The organism is Acinetobacter seohaensis (genome assembly GCF_056431365.1).
Genome location: NZ_JBWKMK010000008.1, coordinates 1 through 18,427, shown reverse-complemented (window position 1 = coordinate 18,427; position 18,427 = coordinate 1). Strand labels below are relative to the sequence as shown.

Below are 18,427 nucleotides of genomic sequence, written 5' to 3'. Positions count from 1 at the left end.
GCAAATTTGCAGGGTTTTTTTATGAATTGAGATATGGGCTAGCTAGTGGCATAATAGCGCTTCGTTTTGAATTTTAAGTTGAGCGTTACTATGGCTATGCGTCCTGCAGTTCGTAATCGTGGCATTATGCTAATTGTATTTGCTGTCGCTCAATGGTTATTCATGCGTTATATTCTGGCCAATAACCTGTTTGCCTTAGACACCAATGACCGTATTTTGTACTTTAGCTTAAGTTCTATTGGCGGTGCATTTGTGATTTTTGTGGGGCTGATTTATATGGTATTGGCGGGGAATGCGGATAGGAATTAAGAAATTTTAAGCTTAGCCTATTTCTTATAGACTAAGCATTTTAGTTTAACCAAATATCCTAAAATCTTGAATCTTAATTTCTTTAAAATCTTTTTCACTTAAATCTAAAGCTTGATTCAGTTTTTGATTAAATATATCTAAGTCACAATCCCACTTTAAAGGCTCTATTTCATAGTCCTGCAATTGTGCAACCCCTAAATTCTTAAATGTATTACCATCAAATGGAACATAGGCTGTCTTATAGATAAATGCAAAAATATTTGGATGTTGTCTTCCACCAATCAACACCCGAGAGCCAGCAATTAATGCCATGGCTTCATTAAAATGAGCTTGATTAGAAGTTACTACTTTTATTTTTTTTTCAATAAATCGATCTGATTGAATAACTTTTTTAATCAAATATAAATCTGTTTTAGCATTCGATAAAAATACAATCGGTAGCTGTTGAGTCTTTATCATGAATTCAACAATATTCTTCATTTGGCGTATACTCTTCGTATCTCGCTCTAAAAATGAAGATCCTGTCATTGTGATATACTCTTGATTTAATAATCCAAATTTATTTAGAGTGGCTTGAATATCAGTCTCTGAAAGTACCGGTAAGCCATAGACAGCATCAGGCAAAAGTTTTACTTTATCTAGACCAATATCTTTTAAATAATGATAGGAAATAGGTTCTCTTACAGATACAAAATCACATAAACCATAGACGTGTACCAGTGCTTTCGCTAGTTCCTCCTGATTATTTAAATCAACAGTTTGGTTAACTGATGCAACAATCTTGTTTTTATATTTTGCTAAATACAATAGACCTAAAAATCGAATAAGATGTCCAGATTTATAATGCACCGCCCCTTCACCATTAAAACAAACATGAGTAAAACCATCAAAAAAACTCTCATGGATATTCATTTTTTCAAGAAAAAATAATATATCCTGATGATGGTTTTTAATTAGTGCCTGAAGCAGCTTCTTCTCGTAATAAAATCTCAGTAGTTTTAATTTTTTAAAAGGCAAATCAGGCAAATCTAAAGGAACAAATTCTGAATTAGGATATTCACTCGCTAATAAGTATTGAATCCCAGTAGAAGTTGCCTGCCCACCCCAGTTCGTTGACTTAAATGTGTTTATAAAATATGCAACTCTCAAATTACTCACCAAATCAAAAGTAGAATATATATTAAAAAAATGCTTTAAACAGCTCTAATTTAGAATAATTTCTCAATTTACTCGATTCACGAGATATAAGTGCTTTATTTAGTTTCACCTTTAAGTTCTTATATCCAGGAAAATTATCATGCTTATTTTTACTCTCTAAAAAATTTAAAGTATCATATATATACATCTGATTATTAAAATCATTTAAATCAATTTTCTCAAACCAATCTTCATTCAGCTCATTATTAACAAATATATCTGGAATATAATCTAGAATTGAAAACAGCATTGACTTTGTTCTTAAACATTTCACACAAACTCCACAATTATATGGTCTTGCTTTGGCATCACCACAAACAGAAAGAGAATTTAAATCAAAATTATTATTAACTAAGTATAGTGTTTTTTCAAAACGAGTAACATCATCATCTAAAGTAATCAAATTTCCACTTGAATTTTCCATTAGCTTATTTGAGGCACTATTAGAACCATAAGGATGTGTAAAAAATTGCTGATCTAAACGATCATCTGCAGCTATTAAATACCGACTGTATCCTTCAAAGATTGATAAACAAGCAAACAAAGAGAAAATATGAGTTATATGAGTATAACTAGGGTTACATTTATTCTGGTTATAAACAGCATATATATTAGTTTTAACAAAATGACTTACAGAAAACAAAGAGTTTCTTATTTCCTTTGTTTTATTTATTAACTCTTCAAACTTAGAGTTATCCTTAAACTTATAATCCATTCCATGAACAGATAGACAATCTATATTTTTTATTTTCTCTTGTTTTAATTTAAAAGTGCTGTATGTAGAATCAAGCCCTCCGCTAAAACACATTAACCCTCTGTCTTCTATCATCAATTTATCTGATTGAACAATATTATGTGCAGTTATTTTAACTTTTTTATAAAAATTAGGTAACCAAAAATGCCAAACATCTGCCACTTTTTTCAAAGATTCATAAGCTCGTTTAGAAATTGGAGCATAAGTTTCTATATGATCACCATTTTTCATTGCAAGAGGTAAAATAGCCCATAATGAAAAATCATGACAACTTAGCTGTGGTAAAGCTTCATATGGTAATAAAAACTTAATTTCGTCATATTTATTTGAAGTTACAACAATTTCATTTTTACTAACATCCATCGCCGAATGTACAATTAAATTATCCACACTTGTTTACCTTAAATTTTAAATATAATCAATTTTAAGCCAATATATCAAATAAATACTAGAACCTATCGACATTTACTGTATTAAAATTGATGTAACCATCAAACTAAAAAATTATTGCTTACATAATGTTAAATGATCACTACATATCCAAGCACATTTTCCACCCATTATCTCAAAAAAATATGAGATTTTCAGCAAATCCTGTATAGAATTATTATAAATATCACTATTAAAAATAATAACTTACCACTTATGCCACAACCATATCTAAAAAGCTTAGTTATAAAGTCTAAACTCAACAATATCCACTCATTTAATCCTATAAAATTGAAAAAAGTGCGACTCTACTTCTAGTCTCTATAAAATTCTAATGCATATCAAAGAAGGTATTATTAGAACATCGCCCCAAGATAGTTAACTTCGTATTGAGAGTTAAATATTTTTGAATTGATCGAACAAACTCAGCCTATGTTTCTGTGGTGTAATCTTCTCAACAACTCCAATTAGGTCTGCCATTTTGTCTATATAAACCTTACTAAGCCACCGTTCATGCTCAAACTTAGCTAGGTAGTTTTCAAGTTCTTTATCAAATACACTGGATTTGAATACAGGAATCAACACTTTCTTTTCACTCACCAATGCCTCACTGATCATAGAAGTTGACTCAGGTGAACAAACGATTAAATCTGCTGCGTAAATATAATCAGCAATATCACATTGCTGGTCATGATTGACTAGTGTTAAAGCGAACTGTGGATTTCCTATGAAAGCTTGCTGTAGATCTTGCTCAAAAGCTTTGGGTGTACGTCTGGATGTACTGATCAGAACTTTCCAATTTGGATAGTGCAGCGCGAGGTACTTAATCCACTCAATCCATTCAGAAGAAGTCCCAATTTTAGATGTTTTAGTATCAGCACCAATTAAAATACTTAGTACCTTCTGACCTGTTAGATTCAAATTTTTCTTTGCTTGATGAATCGCTTTATCCAGCTCAAAAGTCAACATCTTATTCGGTGCAATCGGATAATAAATAAAAGGTTTTTGATTTTTGTATTTATCATCAATAGTAAATACAGCATCAAAATAACAAGCTGGAATCCCTCTTAATGAGGTTGCAATCACATTCTTGATAGCTTTCCCCTGCTGCCGAAAATACTTTTTGAGCAGAACGTTTGGCAGAAGTGTCTCCCCACCAGCTGAAACTAGGAGAGTATAATCTGACTGTAAAGCTTGTAATTGAACAGTATCCAAATAAAAACCTAATGCCCATTTCGGGCTTACAATAGGCAAAAAAGCTTTGAGTATATGCTTAGTTAATTTACTAACCTTGTAAATCTTAAGCCACTGCACTTCATATTGGTTGCTGTTATTCAGTAAGGTGACTATCCCTTTGGTTTGTGTTTCATGTCCTGCTTTACCATCCGTTAAAGCTAAAATCATCAGGTGACTATTTTCCATCTAACACCTCACGATAGACCATTTCAATATTCTTGACCATTCCATCTAAAACTAGGTTTTTTTCTGCATCAGCAAATACTGGAATGAAATCCCGCTCTACTTGCGTTAAATTTTCTAAAGCATGTGCAATCAGATGATGCAATGCATTTGCATCATTTTCAGTACAGAGATATTGCTTAGGTAAAATTTGGGTCATTGCCCCTACAGCTGTTGATACCATAGGTGTTTTACAAAGCAAAGCCTCTATCATGGTATATGGACATCCTTCATAATGAGATGACATCACATAAAGAGAGGCTTGCTGCATCAAATCAGTAATATCATTACGAAAACCTAGTAACTTTACACTTTTTTCTAAAGCTAGCTCATTAATAAGTGTTTCCAACTTTTGCTTTTCAAAACCGTCACCTACAATCCAAAGCTGCGCATTAGGTATGTCTTGCCATGCTTGAATTAAAAGATCAAAACCCTTAACAGGCACTAATCTTCCTACAGCCAAAACGACAGGTGGAGTTATTTTATAAATATCGGAATTAAGCTTAGGCGGTTCAATTCCATTTAGAACAATATACTTATTAGGATGTTCTAATGTTTCTGCGGCATTGGGACTCACTGCAATCACCGCATCAAAATCCTTAAACATTTTTGTATTTTTTTTACGGCTATGTAAAGTAGCAACACTTTTAGTCGGTAGAAATTTTAAAATACTACCCACCATCGCAGCAGCTTTATTTCCATGTACATGTACAATATCAGACTGAAGTGCTTTCAATGCTCTATAAATTTGAAACAGAACAATAATATTTCTTCTGCTCTTCGACAGATCAATTGCGATAAATTCTGTTTTTAATCGACTACGGTACTTTTCATGTGCAATAACTGTGACTTGGTGATGTTTCATTAGACAATTAGCCAATTCAACAACATGTTTTTCTAACCCTCCTTCTTCATCACCTGCCATGACCAATGTTACTTTCATCGACTAACCTTCCCGTTTCCCCAATTTCATTCGCAATTTAAAAGCAAATAATGAGTCTTTACCACTCACTTTAATACGTTGCAATTGCATAAAATCAGGCATTTTCCCATCTATGCCTTCTTGTGTTGTTACTGCATTGGTATATCCTGCCTGCTGCGCCAAACTTACATCACGCGCTGCATAAATACCAAATGGATATGCAAAGCTATTTACAGAGCGATGAATCAAACTTTCAAGTGATTGCTTGGATTGTGTTAACTCATCTAAGCATTCAGTATCATCCAACTTTGTAAGATTCGCATGGGTCATTGTATGTGAACCAATTTCAATCAAACCAGAATTTGATAAAAATTTGACTTGTTCATCATTTAATTTAGGTTCACGGGCAAGTTCACCACTATTATGATGCGCTTTTTTGTAGGTTGACCAATCTCGATCATGTCGGTCTACCACTACATAAATCGTCGCTTTGGCTTGGTATTTTTCTAAAACTGGAAAAGCATTTTCCAAGTTATCTAAATAACCATCATCAAAAGTAATTGCAACAGTTTTTGCAGGGTGCTCCCCCCAATGATCTTGTAATTCCTGCATAGTTACAAAGTTAAAACCTTCTGCTTTTAACCATGCTATTTGCTTTTCAAACTCAGTAGGCTTAACTCGTAGTTTATTAAACTTTGCACCATCTATATGCTCACGTACCATGTGATACATTAAAATTCGTGGTCTATTCCAATCTACTGCTGGCTTCCACCATGCGTACTTATAACTGAATGCGAACAACAAGATAAATAAAACAATCAGAATATAAATCACGATTAAATCACAGCTACTTGATTAAAAGATATGTTGCCACACGCTCTGCTTCTTTAAAAGCAGTCGTAGAATATAATTCAGCAATTTGTCTAGCATTCGATACAAGTTTCTGATCAATCAAATGCTGTATCGAACGCGTAATCCGATCCTCTTTCGCTCGATCTATCTGAATAAGCCCCACTTTACAGCCTGCGGTGAGTGCCTCGTATATCATAGATACGCTATCTTCAGTCACCCACACAGCTTCCGCTTTTTGCATCTCTTCAAAAATCCAGCCCTGCGGCGTTTCTTCAACTGGAAAAATTTGCAGTTGTGAAGCAAAACTTTGCTGAGCCACTGTAGGTAAAAAATCAGCAGGTGTACGCCTAGAACTCGTCAAAATAATGTCACACTGCATATTCTGCTGCACAATCTGCTGAATCGCAGACATCACCTTATCTGCATTCCAAATATGCCGTTTAGATGAACCACCTAACGCAATCAAAATACGGTTTGCTATGTGTCGCTGCTCATTTTCAATTGGATTCAGCGCACCTTGTGTAACAATCACATTACCTTGTTCAGCAACACCATCATGTTCAGGAATAACCACATAATCAAACCAAGACAATGGATAATTTGGCTTCATTAAAATCACGGTTTTCGCTTGCGGAAAAACCTTGCCCATCAAAAAAACACGTAATTGGGTATGACTGCCTACCCCAAAAATATAATCTGGTGGCTGCGATACTGCTGCAAGTTTTTGTTTTTTATATGCAGTCAACAAACTCAACAGTGCTAACTGATCAATCGAAATTTCTTCAAAAGTGAACTCAACATGTGTTTGCTTCTGCATTGCCTTAAAAAGACCCAATGCCTGAGAGCGATGACCAGCCTTACCATCACTCACATATACAATATGCATATTCACCCACCAGATCTAAAGCACGAATCGCCTTATTTTACTCGATCAAAGCAGTTAAAGTAAGCAAAGCGATCTATCCCCCAATGATTCGACATATAACCTTCACTAAACCGTCATCGAGCTTGAATAATTTTCCACCACATTGAACACATATAAATAATAAGAAATTTGCTTGAATATGAAAATCGCAATTGCAGGTACAGGTTACGTCGGTTTATCGAATGCCATGATTTTTGCCCAACATCATCAAGTCGTGGCTTATGATCTTCAAGCAGAAAAAATTAAATTACTCAATCAACGCATCTCGCCCATTCGTGACCCAGAGATTTCTGATTTTTTAGCAAAACCTGAATTAAATTTTCAAGCCACACATTGCAAAGTCGATGCTTATCAACACGCCGATTTTGTGATTATTGCCACACCTACCGACTACGATCCAGAAACCAATTACTTCAATACAAAAAGTGTTGAAGCAGTCATTCAAGATGTATTGGCTATTAATCCTCTAGCCACTATGGTGATTAAATCCACTGTACCTGTAGGCTTCACCCAACAGATTAAGAAAAAATATCACACTGAAAATATTATATTTTCACCTGAATTTTTACGCGAAGGGAAAGCATTACATGACAACCTTTACCCTTCGCGGATTATTGTGGGTGAAAAATCAGAACGTGCCAAACTTTTTGCGAATATGTTGGTAGAAGGTGCAATCAAAAAAGACTGTACGGTGCTGTTTACCGACGCTACCGAAGCCGAAGCGATTAAGCTATTCGCCAATACTTTTCTAGCGATGCGTGTGGCTTATTTCAATGAGTTAGATACCTATGCTCAAATCTACAACCTAGACACACGGCAAATTATTGATGGTGTCTGTTTAGACTCACGTATTGGTCAATTTTACAATAATCCATCCTTCGGTTATGGTGGATATTGCTTACCCAAAGACACCAAACAACTACTGGCAAACTATGCTCAAGTTCCGAGCAACTTAATTAAAGCGGTGGTAGATGCCAATCAAACCCGCCAAGAATTTATTGCCGAATCCATTCGTAAACAACAGCCCAAAGTGGTTGGGATTTATCGCCTGACCATGAAAAGTGGATCAGATAATTTCCGCGCCTCTGCTATACAAGGCGTGATGCAATATCTCAAAGCCTATGGCATAAAAGTGATTATTTATGAACCTGAATTAGATCAAAAAAAGTTTTTGAATTCCAAAGTGATTCACGATTTAACCAAATTTAAACAACGTGCCGATTTAATTGTTTGTAACCGTAAATGTTCACTGCTGCATGATGTGCAAAACAAGGTTTATACACGTGATGTATTTGGGATGGATGATTAGAATAATGTACAAGAAGCAAAATACGGTCTTGTCCGAAGTATAAAGCTCGTAGCAACATTTACTTCACCCATAAAAAAACTTATATAAAATAAGGGCTTTTTAAAAAATTAAACTAAAGCTTCGTTTTTCTCTTTAACAATAATCTTGCTCGCTTGAATCCAAGGTATGAGCAAGTTCAGAACACTGTTCTGAGCGAAGCGCAAGGAATTCAAAGCGCTGCTTTGAATGAAGCGCAACGAGTGAAAGTACCGTTTTCATTTATTTGAGGCACGTCACTATAAATATAAAAAAACCCACTCAAATTGAGTGGGTTTTCGCATTCAAATCAACTTATTCGAGAAATTAGTTTTTCTCTTTGTCTACAATCTTGTTTGCTTGGATCCAAGGTACGAAAAAAATGGGAAAGCACTGCTTTCCCATTTTTTAAGGCATGTAACGCAACCTTAGTTCATTTCTTTATCTACGATCTTGTTCGCTTGAATCCAAGGTACGAAAGAAAAGTAAAGCACTGCTTTACTTTTCTTAAGGCGCGTAACTTAGTTCTTTTCTTTGTCTACGATTTTGTTTGCTTGGATCCAAGGCATCATTGCACGTAATTTATTACCCGTTACCTCGATACCATGCGCCGCATTTTGACGACGACGAGCAGTCATAGATGGGTAGTTTAATGCACCTTCCTGGATGAACATCTTCGCATATTCACCAGATTGAATACGTTTAAGTGCATTACGCATTGCTTCACGCGATTGTTCATTAATCACTTCAGTACCTGTTACATACTCGCCATATTCAGCGTTGTTAGATACTGAATAGTTCATGTCAGCGATACCGCCTTCGAACATCAAGTCAACGATCAATTTAAGCTCGTGTAAGCATTCGAAGTAAGCCATTTCTGGTGCATAACCTGCTTCAACAAGAGTTTCGAAGCCCATTTTAACCAATTCAACAGCACCACCACACAGAACTGCTTGCTCACCAAATAAGTCAGTTTCAGTTTCTTCACGGAAAGAAGTTTCGATGATACCTGTACGACCACCACCCACGCCCGAAGCGTAAGAAAGTGCAACGTTACGTGCATTACCAGAAGCATCTTGATGAATCGCGATAAGATCAGGAACACCTGAACCACGTTGGAATTCAGAACGTACAGTGTGACCAGGTGCTTTAGGTGCAACCATAATGACGTCTAAGTCTGCACGTGGAACAACTTGGTTATAAAGTACAGAGAAACCGTGAGCAAATGCTAAAGTTGCGCCTTGCTTGATGTTTGGTTCAATCACGTCACGATAAAGTTGTGATTGGAACTCATCTGGAGTCAAAATCATAACTAAGTCAGCTTGAGCAACAGCAGCAGGAACTTCAGAAACTTTAAGACCCGAATTTTCAGCTTTTTTCCAAGAAGCAGAACCAGCACGTAAACCTACAGTGACGTCTACGCCAGAATCTTTAAGGTTAAGCGCGTGCGCGTGACCTTGTGAACCGTAACCAATGATCGCTACTTTCTTAGATTGAATGATAGATAAGTCGCAGTCTTTATCGTAAAAAATTTGCATTGCTGTCTCCGCTAAAATGCTTTGGATTCCTATCTTACTCAAGTACTTGTCTATTCAGTACTTGAGTAAGCGCTCCATCCTTTGAGATGGAATGAATTCGATGAGTAAAATTAACTATAAATTCAGTTAAATGGTTAAAACTTTTTCGCCACGTGCGATACCTGACACACCTGAACGCACAACTTCTAAAATAGTGTTTTCTGCAATCGCATCAATAAAGCCATCTAATTTTTCAGTTGTACCCGCAAGCTGCACCGTATATGTGGTTGGTGTAACATCAACAATTTGTCCACGGAAGATGTCAGCAGTGCGTTTAATTTCAGCACGTGCAGCACCCGATGCTTTGACTTTAATCAGCATCAATTCGCGTTCAATATGTGGACCTTCTGACAAGTCGACGACTTTAACCACTTCAACCAATTTATTCAGTTGTTTGGTGATTTGCTCAATTTTATGATCATCACCATAAGTCGTAAGCGTTAAACGTGAAAGTGTTGGGTCTTCAGTTGGTGCAACATTTAAAGTCTCAATGTTATAACCACGTTGAGAGAATAAACCCACCAAACGAGAAAGCGCACCTGATTCGTTTTCAACGAGAACGGAAATAATGTGTCTCATTCTGTACGCTCCCCTTTACCTAACCACATATCTTTCATGGATTGACCTGCAATTTGCATCGGATAAACGTGCTCTGTACGGTCAACCATGACATTAATGAATACGCATTTATCATTAATCGCCATCGCTTCTGCAAGCTTAGACTCAAGCTCATCGGCATGGTTAATTTGAATACCCACGTGACCATAAGCTTCCATCAATTTAGGAAAGTCAGGCAATGAGTCAACATAAGAACTAGAGTGACGACCTTCATAGTTCATATCTTGCCATTGTTTAACCATACCTAAAGCTTGGTTATTCAAGCATAAGATTTTTACGTTTAAACCATATTGCTTACAGGTAGAAAGCTCTTGGATACACATCTGAATAGATGCTTCACCTGTAATACATACAACCTGTTGATCTGGATATGCCAGTTTAGCCGCCATTGCATACGGCAAACCTACGCCCATCGTTCCCAAACCGCCTGAGTTCAACCATTGACGTGGACGCTTGTACTTATAGTAGTTCGCGCCAAACATTTGGTGCTGACCGACGTCAGATGTAATAATTGCATCACCATTGGTCACTTTATCTAAAGCTTCAACCACTTGTTGCGGCTTCATGGTGCCATCGGTCGGTTTGTCGTATTTCAAACCATGAACTTTACGCCATTCATTAATCTGATTCCACCATGCAGCAATCGCTTCAGGGTTTGGCTTAGACACATTTAATTGCTTCAATTGAACCAACATTTCCTGAAGTACAGGTTCAACTGCACCTACAATTGGAATGTGCGCCATGATGGTTTTTGAGATGGTCGCTGGGTCGATGTCAATATGAATGACTTTGGCATTTGGACAGAATTTTGCAGGGTTATTGGTTACGCGGTCATCAAAACGCGCACCAATACACAAAATCACATCGGCGTTGTGCATGGTCATGTTGGCTTCATACGTACCATGCATGCCCAACATACCAATAAATTGTGGATCATTGCCTGGGAACGCACCCAAGCCCATCAATGTATTGGTTACAGGAAAGCCCAAGATGTGTGCAAGTTCAGTCAATTGCTCAGATGCATTGCCTTGTACCACGCCACCGCCTGAATAAATCACAGGACGTTTGGCATTCAATAATTCATCAATTGCTTTACGAATTTGACCCGAGTGACCACGATGCGGCGGTTGATACGAACGCATCTTCACTTTTTCTGGGTATTCGTAAGCAAATTTTTCCGCTGGGTTGGTTGCATCCTTAGGAATATCAACCACCACAGGACCTGGACGACCCGAAGATGCAATATAGAATGCCTTCTTAATAATCGAAGGAATTTCGCTTGCATGACGCACTTGGAAACTATGTTTTACAATCGGACGTGAAATACCCACCATATCGGTTTCTTGGAAGGCATCTTCACCAATTAAATGTGACGCAACCTGACCTGACAAAATCACCATTGGGATTGAGTCCATATAAGCCGTTGCAATTGGAGTTACTGTGTTGGTTGCACCAGGACCTGAAGTCACCAGTACCACACCAGTTTTACCTGTTACGCGCGAGTAGGCATCTGCCATATGACCAGCAGCTTGCTCATGGCGCACAAGGTAATGATTAATTTTGTCTTGTTGAAAGAACGCATCGTAAATATGAAGTACTGCGCCGCCTGGGTATCCAAAAACATGCTCAACGCCTTCGTCCGCCAATGCGCGAACGAGCATTTCACCACCAGATAAAAGTTCCAACGTGATTCACCCTAGTCTTATCACTGCAAAATGGGAGACACCTGCAGTGTTTTGTTCATTAATTCCTGCACTGTTATAGCACACATATTTCATAGTTTTCATGGCAATAGGAAAAATTTCCGATCTGATTACCGTATAAGCAATATGAGATCTAAAACGTGTTGGGGTAAACACATTTTATAAGCTTTGTTCAGCTTCTCGGCTAGAGAAGTTGCCCATTGCATGACATGACACTTATTCGAAGGGTGATCGATCTAAGGCACATAAAACTAAAGTGTGCATTTTTGTAGTTTCATCGACTAAAGTCAAGTTTAAAAATCGGGTTTTTCTGCTTTATTCATAAACAGTGCATTTTTTAAGCTTTGTGCTGTACTTCACAATTTTCACTCAAATCCAACATTCCCATATAAAACTCATAATTTCATATACTTGCCTTATTTTCTATAAATTTTTCATATCAAAACCATAAAAATAAAGAATAAGTCAAAAAAAATAGACATTGTTTATTTATGAATTGGCTTTAAATTTGACGTCATTTTTAATAAACACAGCACCATGAGCATCGTCTATTTTTAAAGCCTTTTCGCTCTTCATCAAATAGCGCAGGTTATCGTGTAAAAAAGCCCCTAAAAGTGCTGTCATCCTGACACATCCTTGCTAAAATTTAGACAATTTCATCTTTAGTTTATTCAGGTCTGCTTTTGCACCTTTACTCAGGACATTTACAATGAAAAACCACGTTCGTCGCTTGAGTTATCTTTCTGCAAGCTTGATGTTAATTTTAGGCACCAGTGCGGTATCTGCAAAACAATACTATAAATGGGTCGATGCAAAAGGTTCGACGCATTACACCACCACACCTCCACCTAAAACTGCAAAAAAACAAGGAAAGGTCGATACCTACGGCTGGAAAAATTCAGCACCTACTATTGCCATTCCTGCAAATTCTACTGCGAACCCTGAGCCTACTGCTGCAAATGCAACAAACCAACAAGCGACACCAACCGCAAATCATCCTGCAGGAAATCCAGCCATGGATCAGCAACAACGTGAAGCCAATGCAGCTTTAAATCAGGCACAACAAGAACGTGCCAACCCACAAGTTTTTTAAGTTTTAAGCCATAAAGTACGACTCGCTTAAATTTTCCTGCACAATCCAACGCGCAAAATTCAATTTAGCTGCATTTTGCGCTATGCTGTGTGACACACTTTTTTTAACCGTTTATTCCTGATTTAACCTTATGACTACTCACATTGACCCTGAATATCAAGCCAGTGCGATTGAACCCCAAGTCCAAAGCGACTGGGAATCTCGTAAAGCCTTTAAAGTTGCCGACACAGTCGAAGGTCCACATCGTTATATCCTCTCGATGTTCCCTTACCCAAGCGGCAAACTGCACATGGGTCACGTGCGTAACTACACCATTGGTGATGTAATTAGCCGTTTTCACCGTTTAAAAGGTGAAACAGTCTTACAACCTATGGGTTGGGATGCTTTTGGTTTACCTGCTGAAAACGCAGCGATTGCGCATCAGGTTGCCCCAGCTAAATGGACTTTTGAAAATATCGCCTACATGCGCGACCAATTGAAAAAACTAGGTTTGGCAGTAGATTGGGATCGTGAATTTGCCACTTGCACCCCAGAGTATTACCACTGGGAACAATGGTTATTCGTGCAACTGTATAAAAAAGGGTTAATTTATCGCAAACTCTCGACAGTCAACTGGGATCCTGTCGATCAAACAGTTTTGGCCAATGAACAGGTCGAAAATGGTCGTGGTTGGCGTTCAGGTGCATTGGTAGAAAAACGCGATATTCCAATGTACTACTTCCGCATTACCGATTATGCCCAAGAATTATTAGACGATTTAGAAACTTTAAAAGATGGTTGGCCACAGCAAGTCTTGACCATGCAGCGCAACTGGATTGGGCGTTCGCAAGGGATGGAAATCACATTCCCATCGGCAAATCCTGAAATTTATGCAGATGGTCTGACTGTATTTACAACGCGTGCTGACACGTTAATGGGTGCAACTTATGTGGCTGTTGCTGCAGAACATCCAATGGCGTTAAAAGCAGCAGAAAATAATGCACAATTAAAAGCCTTTATTGAAGAATGCCGCATGGGTTCTGTGGCAGAAGCTGACCTTGCCACTGCCGAAAAAAAAGGTATGGCGACTGGCTTGTTTGTGAAGCATCCAGTAACGGGTAAAGAATTGCCAGTGTGGATTGCCAACTATGTGTTGATGTCTTACGGTTCTGGTGCGGTGATGGCTGTACCTTCGCACGATGAGCGTGATTTTGAGTTTGCCAATAAATTCCAATTGCCAATTATTCAGGTGATTGATGCCAAAGGTGCAGACGATGCGGACTTTGACACAACCCAATGGCAAGAATGGTACGGTTCTAAAGAAGGTAAACTGGTCAATTCAGGCGAATTTGATGGTTTAGATTTCCAAGCGGCTTTTGATGCACTTTTAGCGAAATTAGAGCCACAAGGTTTAGCCAACGTAAAAGTACAATTCCGTTTACGTGACTGGGGTGTTTCACGCCAACGTTACTGGGGTTGCCCAATTCCAATGATCAACTGTGAAAAATGTGGACAAGTTCCAGTTCCAGAAGATCAGCTTCCTGTCATTTTACCTACCGATGTTGTGCCAGATGGCTCAGGCAACCCGTTAAATAAAATGCCTGAATTCTATCAAACCACTTGCCCATGCTGTGGTGGCGAAGCACGTCGTGAAACCGATACCTTAGATACTTTTGTAGAATCATCTTGGTATTATGCACGTTATGCATCTCCAGATTTTACAGGTGGTATGGTCAAGCCTGAAGCTGCACAAACTTGGTTGCCAGTTAATCAATATATTGGTGGTGTAGAACACGCCATCTTGCACTTATTGTACGCGCGTTTCTTCCACAAACTTATGCGTGATGAAGGCGTGGTACAAGGCAATGAGCCATTTACCAACTTGCTGACTCAAGGCATGGTCTTGGCTGACACCTTCTACCGCGAAGCAGAAAGCGGCAAGAAAACTTGGTTTAACCCTGCCGATATTGAGCTTGAAAAAGACGAAAAAGGTCGCGTTCTTTCGGCTAAATACATAGGCGATGGTCAAGCTGTGATTGTTGGTGGTCAGGAAAAAATGTCGAAATCGAAAAATAACGGTATCGACCCACAAGCCATTATTGACCAATACGGCGCAGATACTGCACGTGTATTTATGATGTTCGCTGCACCACCAGATCAGTCTTTAGAATGGTCAGATGCAGGCGTTGAAGGTGCTAACCGCTTCTTAAAACGTGTTTGGCGTTTGGCGGCAGGTTTCCTTGAAAAAGGCAGCAATGCAACTGCAATTGACAGCAGCAAACTTGCTACAGCAGCACAAGACTTACGTCGCAAAACCCATGAAACCATTCAAAAAGTGGGCGATGATATTGAACGTCGTCATGCGTTCAACACTGCAATTGCAGCATTGATGGAACTCTTGAATGCTTGCAACAAGTTTGAAGCACAGAATGAACAAGACCTTGCGGTTGAACGCGAAGCAATTGTGACGTTATTGACCTTGCTTGCGCCATTTGCACCACACTTGAGCCAAACCTTGTTGGCAGAGTTCGGAATTGAATTAACCTCCACCCTATTCCCTGTGGTCGATGAGTCTGCATTAACCCGCAATACTCAAACGATTGTGGTGCAGGTAAATGGTAAATTACGTGGCAAGCTTGATGTAGCAGTAGATGCATCTAAAGAAGACATTCTTGCACTTGCCAAAGCGTTACCAGAAGTACAACCATTCTTGACTGGGCCAACCAAGAAAGAAATTGTGGTACCGAATAAGCTAGTGAATTTGGTGGTTTAAGTGCTTTTAAACCTCCCTTTTTTAAAGGGAGGTTTGGAGGGATTTTATAAAACAATCCCCCTAAACCCTCCTACAAAAAAGGAATTAAAACAATTTCCAAACAAAGCCCGTTGTCAGTCAACGGGCTTTGCACCTACAATCAAGATATTCTCAACTTCCGCTTTTAAACTTTCAAGAATATTACAGAGGACAACACATGCACTTTAGCCAACGTTTAGCAGTCATTGTTTTAACTTGTGGACTCAGTGCTGGCTTAGTCGGCTGTGGTTTTCATTTAAAAGGCACCAATCCAAGCATTGCACCTGTGGCCTATTCAAAAATGAGTCTGGCACTCCCTAGCAATGCCGAAGAGTTAGAAGAAAAGCTCTCTGTTCACATGGGCACAGCAGGCGTCCAACTCAGTAATGACCCAAATGCTTACGTGTTGCGTGTATTGGAATACACTCCACGTCGCCTAGAATTGAATGGTAAATTGGTCGAAACTTTATTACGTTTAAGTGTGACGTTCCGCATTGAAGATGCTCAAGGCAACTCTGTGACTGAACCCCGTACCGTCATGGCAAGCCGTAGTTACCAGTATGATGTGGCAACTGTAAACACTGATGATCAGGAACAAAAATTTTTAAGAGAAGTGATTATTGATGATGTTGCGCAGCAAATTGTGCGTCAAATTTCATCTAACCGCTTACCTTTGGTCAATCCACCAGTTTACACACCTAGTAAATAAGCGACTTGAGTTCAGATTAATCTATGAAACTTGACTATCTACAAGCCCTCAAACGTGTTGATGAAGCACGTGGCGCATGGATTTTGCATGGTCAAGAACCTTTACTCGAGCAAAACTTGCTGGATGCTTTTCGTGCAAGTTGGCAAAAACAAGAGATCGAACGCCAACGCTATGATTTAAATAGCGTTAGCGACTGGAAAAATGTATTTAATGCTTTAAATAGCTTGTCGTTGTTTTCTAGCCAACTGGCCGTAGAAGTGCACGGCAACATCAAGCCTGATGCCACCACCCTAAAACAACTGAAAAGCTATATTCAGCATAATGAACAGAATTTGCTGTTGATGGTCATGCCTAAACAGGACAGCAACAGCTTAAAATCCAGTTTTTTCCAGTTGATTGATGCCAACGGAGTCAATGTTGCGCTGACCGCCAATTACCCCAAAGATCGACAGCAGATTTTGGCCATAGAAGCAGAAAAATTAGGTATCCAATTAGGACATGATGCGTGGCAATGGTTGGAACAACATCATGAACACAACCTTTTGGCTGCCAAAAATAGCTTAATGCGGGTCAGTGACACCTTTCCTGAAATTCAGCAGATTCAGATTGAACATTTACATGCCTGTTTACAAGATCAATCCCGTTATAGCACTTATGATTTAAATGATGCTTTACTGGCCGGCAATCTGGCGCAGTCCATGAAAATTTTCCAATACTTAATCGCTTCGGGCGAAGCCATGAGTTTGATTTTATGGAGCATCAGCAAAGAAATGCGCCTGCTGATGCAATTATTTGAACAACCACAAAATGCTTTGCAACTGGGTATCTGGAAAAACAAAGTCAGTGTTTATCAGCAAGCTTTGCGACGTTTAAATCCAAATAGTTTCTTGCAATGGCCCGCCCTGTTATTGCGTATTGATGCCGCCATAAAAGGGATGTCCAAAGAAAACCCTGAACATCTGGTGCTTCAAGCGATTACTGAATTGTGCGGTAAAACCCTGTTTGCGACATCACCTGCCTAATAGCTTAAGTTAAATTCTTAAGGCTCTAGACTAACATATCTATTCTGCTAGTCTAGAGCCTTCTTAATTTAGACGGTTGATGAAAATTCAAACCTAGCTAAAGAAACGCGCAAACCAACTTTTACCTTTCTTTTGTTCTTGCGAACGCAAATAATGCAGCATATTGTCACGCACAGCATCGGCATAGTCCTGATCATCATGCTGAATATGGTTAATCAACCATTTAGACAACAAACGATGCAAGTCATCTTCTACCGATTCGCCATTGACAAAACGCTGACGGCAATCATTCAAACGCTTCACAAAGAGTGCGTGAATACCACGATGCGATGGTAAGAATTGATAATTGACCTGTGACAACAAGTTTTCTTCAAAGCTAAAATGCGATTCGGTATAGTCAATCAAGTCATCAAAAACTTCTTTGATTTGCTCCCGCGCACCTATCGCCCGAATTTGTTCCAACGTATTAATATAGTCCAGAATTTGTCGATGTTGATTGTCAATCACATCAATTCCGATATTAAATTTCTCACACCACTCCATGATTTACCTCTCAGATTTTTTGCTTAAAGTCGTGTTTTATTGCATCGTCTCGATGCCGTATTATCCTATATTATCCTAATGATTAAATCCATAGTTATTAGGACTTACGCACTATTACTTATAGATTCTCTGTGGTAGCAGATGATTTTTATCGAGAATAAAGTCATCAATGAAGTTTTTGATCATTGGTCTAAATAATTTCTTCTGCCAACGATATATATT

17 protein-coding genes and 1 pseudogene are annotated in these 18,427 nt (G+C 38.5%); 6 read left to right on the top strand and 12 right to left on the bottom strand.

Annotation, left to right across the window (positions count from 1 at the left end; all coding sequences use genetic code 11):
• Window positions 1-90 precede the first annotated feature (90 nt).
• The gene (locus AC07E5_RS01065) at window positions 91-309 is read left to right on the top strand and encodes a hypothetical protein (RefSeq protein ID WP_279186301.1); all 219 of its coding nucleotides are present in this window, start codon (window positions 91-93) and stop codon (window positions 307-309) included.
• A 45-nt stretch (window positions 310-354) separates the two neighbouring features.
• Here the strand turns inward: AC07E5_RS01065 and AC07E5_RS01060 are convergent, their stop codons facing one another.
• The 6 genes from AC07E5_RS01060 to AC07E5_RS01035 form a co-directional block, all read right to left on the bottom strand.
• Window positions 355-1,458, bottom strand: a complete 1,104-nt coding sequence (locus AC07E5_RS01060) for a polysaccharide pyruvyl transferase family protein (RefSeq protein WP_279186302.1) — start codon at window positions 1,456-1,458, stop codon at window positions 355-357.
• A 31-nt stretch (window positions 1,459-1,489) separates the two neighbouring features.
• Window positions 1,490-2,650: a hypothetical protein gene (locus AC07E5_RS01055; protein WP_446892665.1), complete on the bottom strand. Its 1,161-nt coding sequence runs from the start codon at window positions 2,648-2,650 to the stop codon at window positions 1,490-1,492.
• A gap of 435 nt (window positions 2,651-3,085) precedes the next feature.
• Window positions 3,086-4,111 carry an ELM1/GtrOC1 family putative glycosyltransferase gene (locus tag AC07E5_RS01050; RefSeq protein ID WP_498624477.1) on the bottom strand — a complete coding sequence of 342 codons (1,026 nt, stop codon included), beginning with the start codon at window positions 4,109-4,111 and terminating at the stop codon, window positions 3,086-3,088.
• Window positions 4,101-5,090, bottom strand: a complete 990-nt coding sequence (locus AC07E5_RS01045) for a glycosyltransferase (protein WP_279186305.1) — start codon at window positions 5,088-5,090, stop codon at window positions 4,101-4,103. Before AC07E5_RS01045 ends, AC07E5_RS01050 begins: the two co-directional genes overlap by 11 nt.
• A 3-nt stretch (window positions 5,091-5,093) precedes the next feature.
• Entirely contained in the window at window positions 5,094-5,903 is an 810-nt protein-coding gene (locus tag AC07E5_RS01040; RefSeq protein ID WP_279186306.1) for a polysaccharide deacetylase family protein, read from the bottom strand.
• 13 nt (window positions 5,904-5,916) lie between these two features.
• Entirely contained in the window at window positions 5,917-6,807 is an 891-nt protein-coding gene (locus AC07E5_RS01035) for a mitochondrial fission ELM1 family protein (protein ID WP_498624476.1), read from the bottom strand.
• 178 nt (window positions 6,808-6,985) lie between these two features.
• Here AC07E5_RS01035 and AC07E5_RS01030 point away from each other — a divergent pair, with 178 nt between their 5' ends.
• Entirely contained in the window at window positions 6,986-8,155 is a 1,170-nt protein-coding gene (locus AC07E5_RS01030; protein WP_498624475.1) for a nucleotide sugar dehydrogenase, read from the top strand.
• A gap of 536 nt (window positions 8,156-8,691) precedes the next feature.
• Here AC07E5_RS01030 and ilvC read toward each other — a convergent pair.
• The 4 genes from ilvC to AC07E5_RS01010 form a co-directional block, all read right to left on the bottom strand.
• The gene (gene ilvC / locus AC07E5_RS01025; protein WP_004974988.1) at window positions 8,692-9,708 is read right to left on the bottom strand and encodes a ketol-acid reductoisomerase; all 1,017 of its coding nucleotides are present in this window, start codon (window positions 9,706-9,708) and stop codon (window positions 8,692-8,694) included.
• A gap of 126 nt (window positions 9,709-9,834) precedes the next feature.
• On the bottom strand, window positions 9,835-10,326 hold the full coding sequence (ilvN, locus tag AC07E5_RS01020; RefSeq protein WP_004974986.1) for an acetolactate synthase small subunit: 492 nt from the start codon (window positions 10,324-10,326) through the stop codon (window positions 9,835-9,837).
• Window positions 10,323-12,050, bottom strand: a complete 1,728-nt coding sequence (locus tag AC07E5_RS01015; RefSeq protein ID WP_446892671.1) for an acetolactate synthase 3 large subunit — start codon at window positions 12,048-12,050, stop codon at window positions 10,323-10,325. Before AC07E5_RS01015 ends, ilvN begins: the two co-directional genes overlap by 4 nt.
• 507 nt (window positions 12,051-12,557) lie before the next feature.
• On the bottom strand, window positions 12,558-12,692 hold the full coding sequence (locus AC07E5_RS01010) for a hypothetical protein (RefSeq protein WP_498624474.1): 135 nt from the start codon (window positions 12,690-12,692) through the stop codon (window positions 12,558-12,560).
• Between the two features lie 130 nt (window positions 12,693-12,822).
• Between AC07E5_RS01010 and AC07E5_RS01005 the strand changes: the two genes are divergently transcribed.
• The 4 genes from AC07E5_RS01005 to holA all read left to right on the top strand — a co-directional run bounded on the left by AC07E5_RS01005 (window position 12,823) and on the right by holA (window position 17,662).
• Window positions 12,823-13,161, top strand: coding sequence for a DUF4124 domain-containing protein (locus AC07E5_RS01005; protein WP_498624486.1), 339 nt, complete (start codon window positions 12,823-12,825; stop codon window positions 13,159-13,161).
• Window positions 13,162-13,291: 130 nt separating this feature from the next.
• Window positions 13,292-15,913, top strand: coding sequence for a leucine--tRNA ligase (gene leuS / locus AC07E5_RS01000; protein WP_180009004.1), 2,622 nt, complete (start codon window positions 13,292-13,294; stop codon window positions 15,911-15,913).
• A gap of 196 nt (window positions 15,914-16,109) precedes the next feature.
• A complete protein-coding gene (locus AC07E5_RS00995) occupies window positions 16,110-16,640 on the top strand; it encodes an LPS-assembly lipoprotein LptE (protein ID WP_498624473.1) in 531 nt (176 codons plus the stop codon).
• Window positions 16,641-16,663: 23 nt separating this feature from the next.
• On the top strand, window positions 16,664-17,662 hold the full coding sequence (gene holA, locus AC07E5_RS00990; protein WP_498624472.1) for a DNA polymerase III subunit delta: 999 nt from the start codon (window positions 16,664-16,666) through the stop codon (window positions 17,660-17,662).
• 93 nt (window positions 17,663-17,755) lie between these two features.
• Here the strand turns inward: holA and AC07E5_RS00985 are convergent, their stop codons facing one another.
• Window positions 17,756-18,205, bottom strand: a complete 450-nt coding sequence (locus AC07E5_RS00985) for a bacteriohemerythrin (protein WP_498624471.1) — start codon at window positions 18,203-18,205, stop codon at window positions 17,756-17,758.
• 114 nt (window positions 18,206-18,319) lie between these two features.
• A pseudogene (locus tag AC07E5_RS00980) lies at window positions 18,320-18,427 on the bottom strand (IS701 family transposase); the annotation flags it as partial.

Excerpts from the sequence above, each read along its gene's own strand:
- AC07E5_RS01045 (WP_279186305.1), bottom strand. The coding sequence starts at position 5,090 with ATGAAAGTAACATTGGTCATGGCAGGTGATGAAGAAGGAGGGTTAGAA.
- AC07E5_RS00995 (WP_498624473.1), top strand. The coding sequence starts at position 16,110 with ATGCACTTTAGCCAACGTTTAGCAGTCATTGTTTTAACTTGTGGACTC.
- AC07E5_RS01030 (WP_498624475.1), top strand. The coding sequence starts at position 6,986 with ATGAAAATCGCAATTGCAGGTACAGGTTACGTCGGTTTATCGAATGCC.
- AC07E5_RS00985 (WP_498624471.1), bottom strand. The coding sequence starts at position 18,205 with ATGGAGTGGTGTGAGAAATTTAATATCGGAATTGATGTGATTGACAAT.
- AC07E5_RS01065 (WP_279186301.1), top strand. The coding sequence starts at position 91 with ATGGCTATGCGTCCTGCAGTTCGTAATCGTGGCATTATGCTAATTGTA.
- ilvN (WP_004974986.1), bottom strand. The coding sequence starts at position 10,326 with ATGAGACACATTATTTCCGTTCTCGTTGAAAACGAATCAGGTGCGCTT.
- holA (WP_498624472.1), top strand. The coding sequence starts at position 16,664 with ATGAAACTTGACTATCTACAAGCCCTCAAACGTGTTGATGAAGCACGT.
- AC07E5_RS01035 (WP_498624476.1), bottom strand. The coding sequence starts at position 6,807 with ATGCATATTGTATATGTGAGTGATGGTAAGGCTGGTCATCGCTCTCAG.
- AC07E5_RS01050 (WP_498624477.1), bottom strand. The coding sequence starts at position 4,111 with ATGGAAAATAGTCACCTGATGATTTTAGCTTTAACGGATGGTAAAGCA.
- leuS (WP_180009004.1), top strand. The coding sequence starts at position 13,292 with ATGACTACTCACATTGACCCTGAATATCAAGCCAGTGCGATTGAACCC.
- AC07E5_RS01010 (WP_498624474.1), bottom strand. The coding sequence starts at position 12,692 with ATGACAGCACTTTTAGGGGCTTTTTTACACGATAACCTGCGCTATTTG.
- AC07E5_RS01005 (WP_498624486.1), top strand. The coding sequence starts at position 12,823 with ATGTTAATTTTAGGCACCAGTGCGGTATCTGCAAAACAATACTATAAA.
- ilvC (WP_004974988.1), bottom strand. The coding sequence starts at position 9,708 with ATGCAAATTTTTTACGATAAAGACTGCGACTTATCTATCATTCAATCT.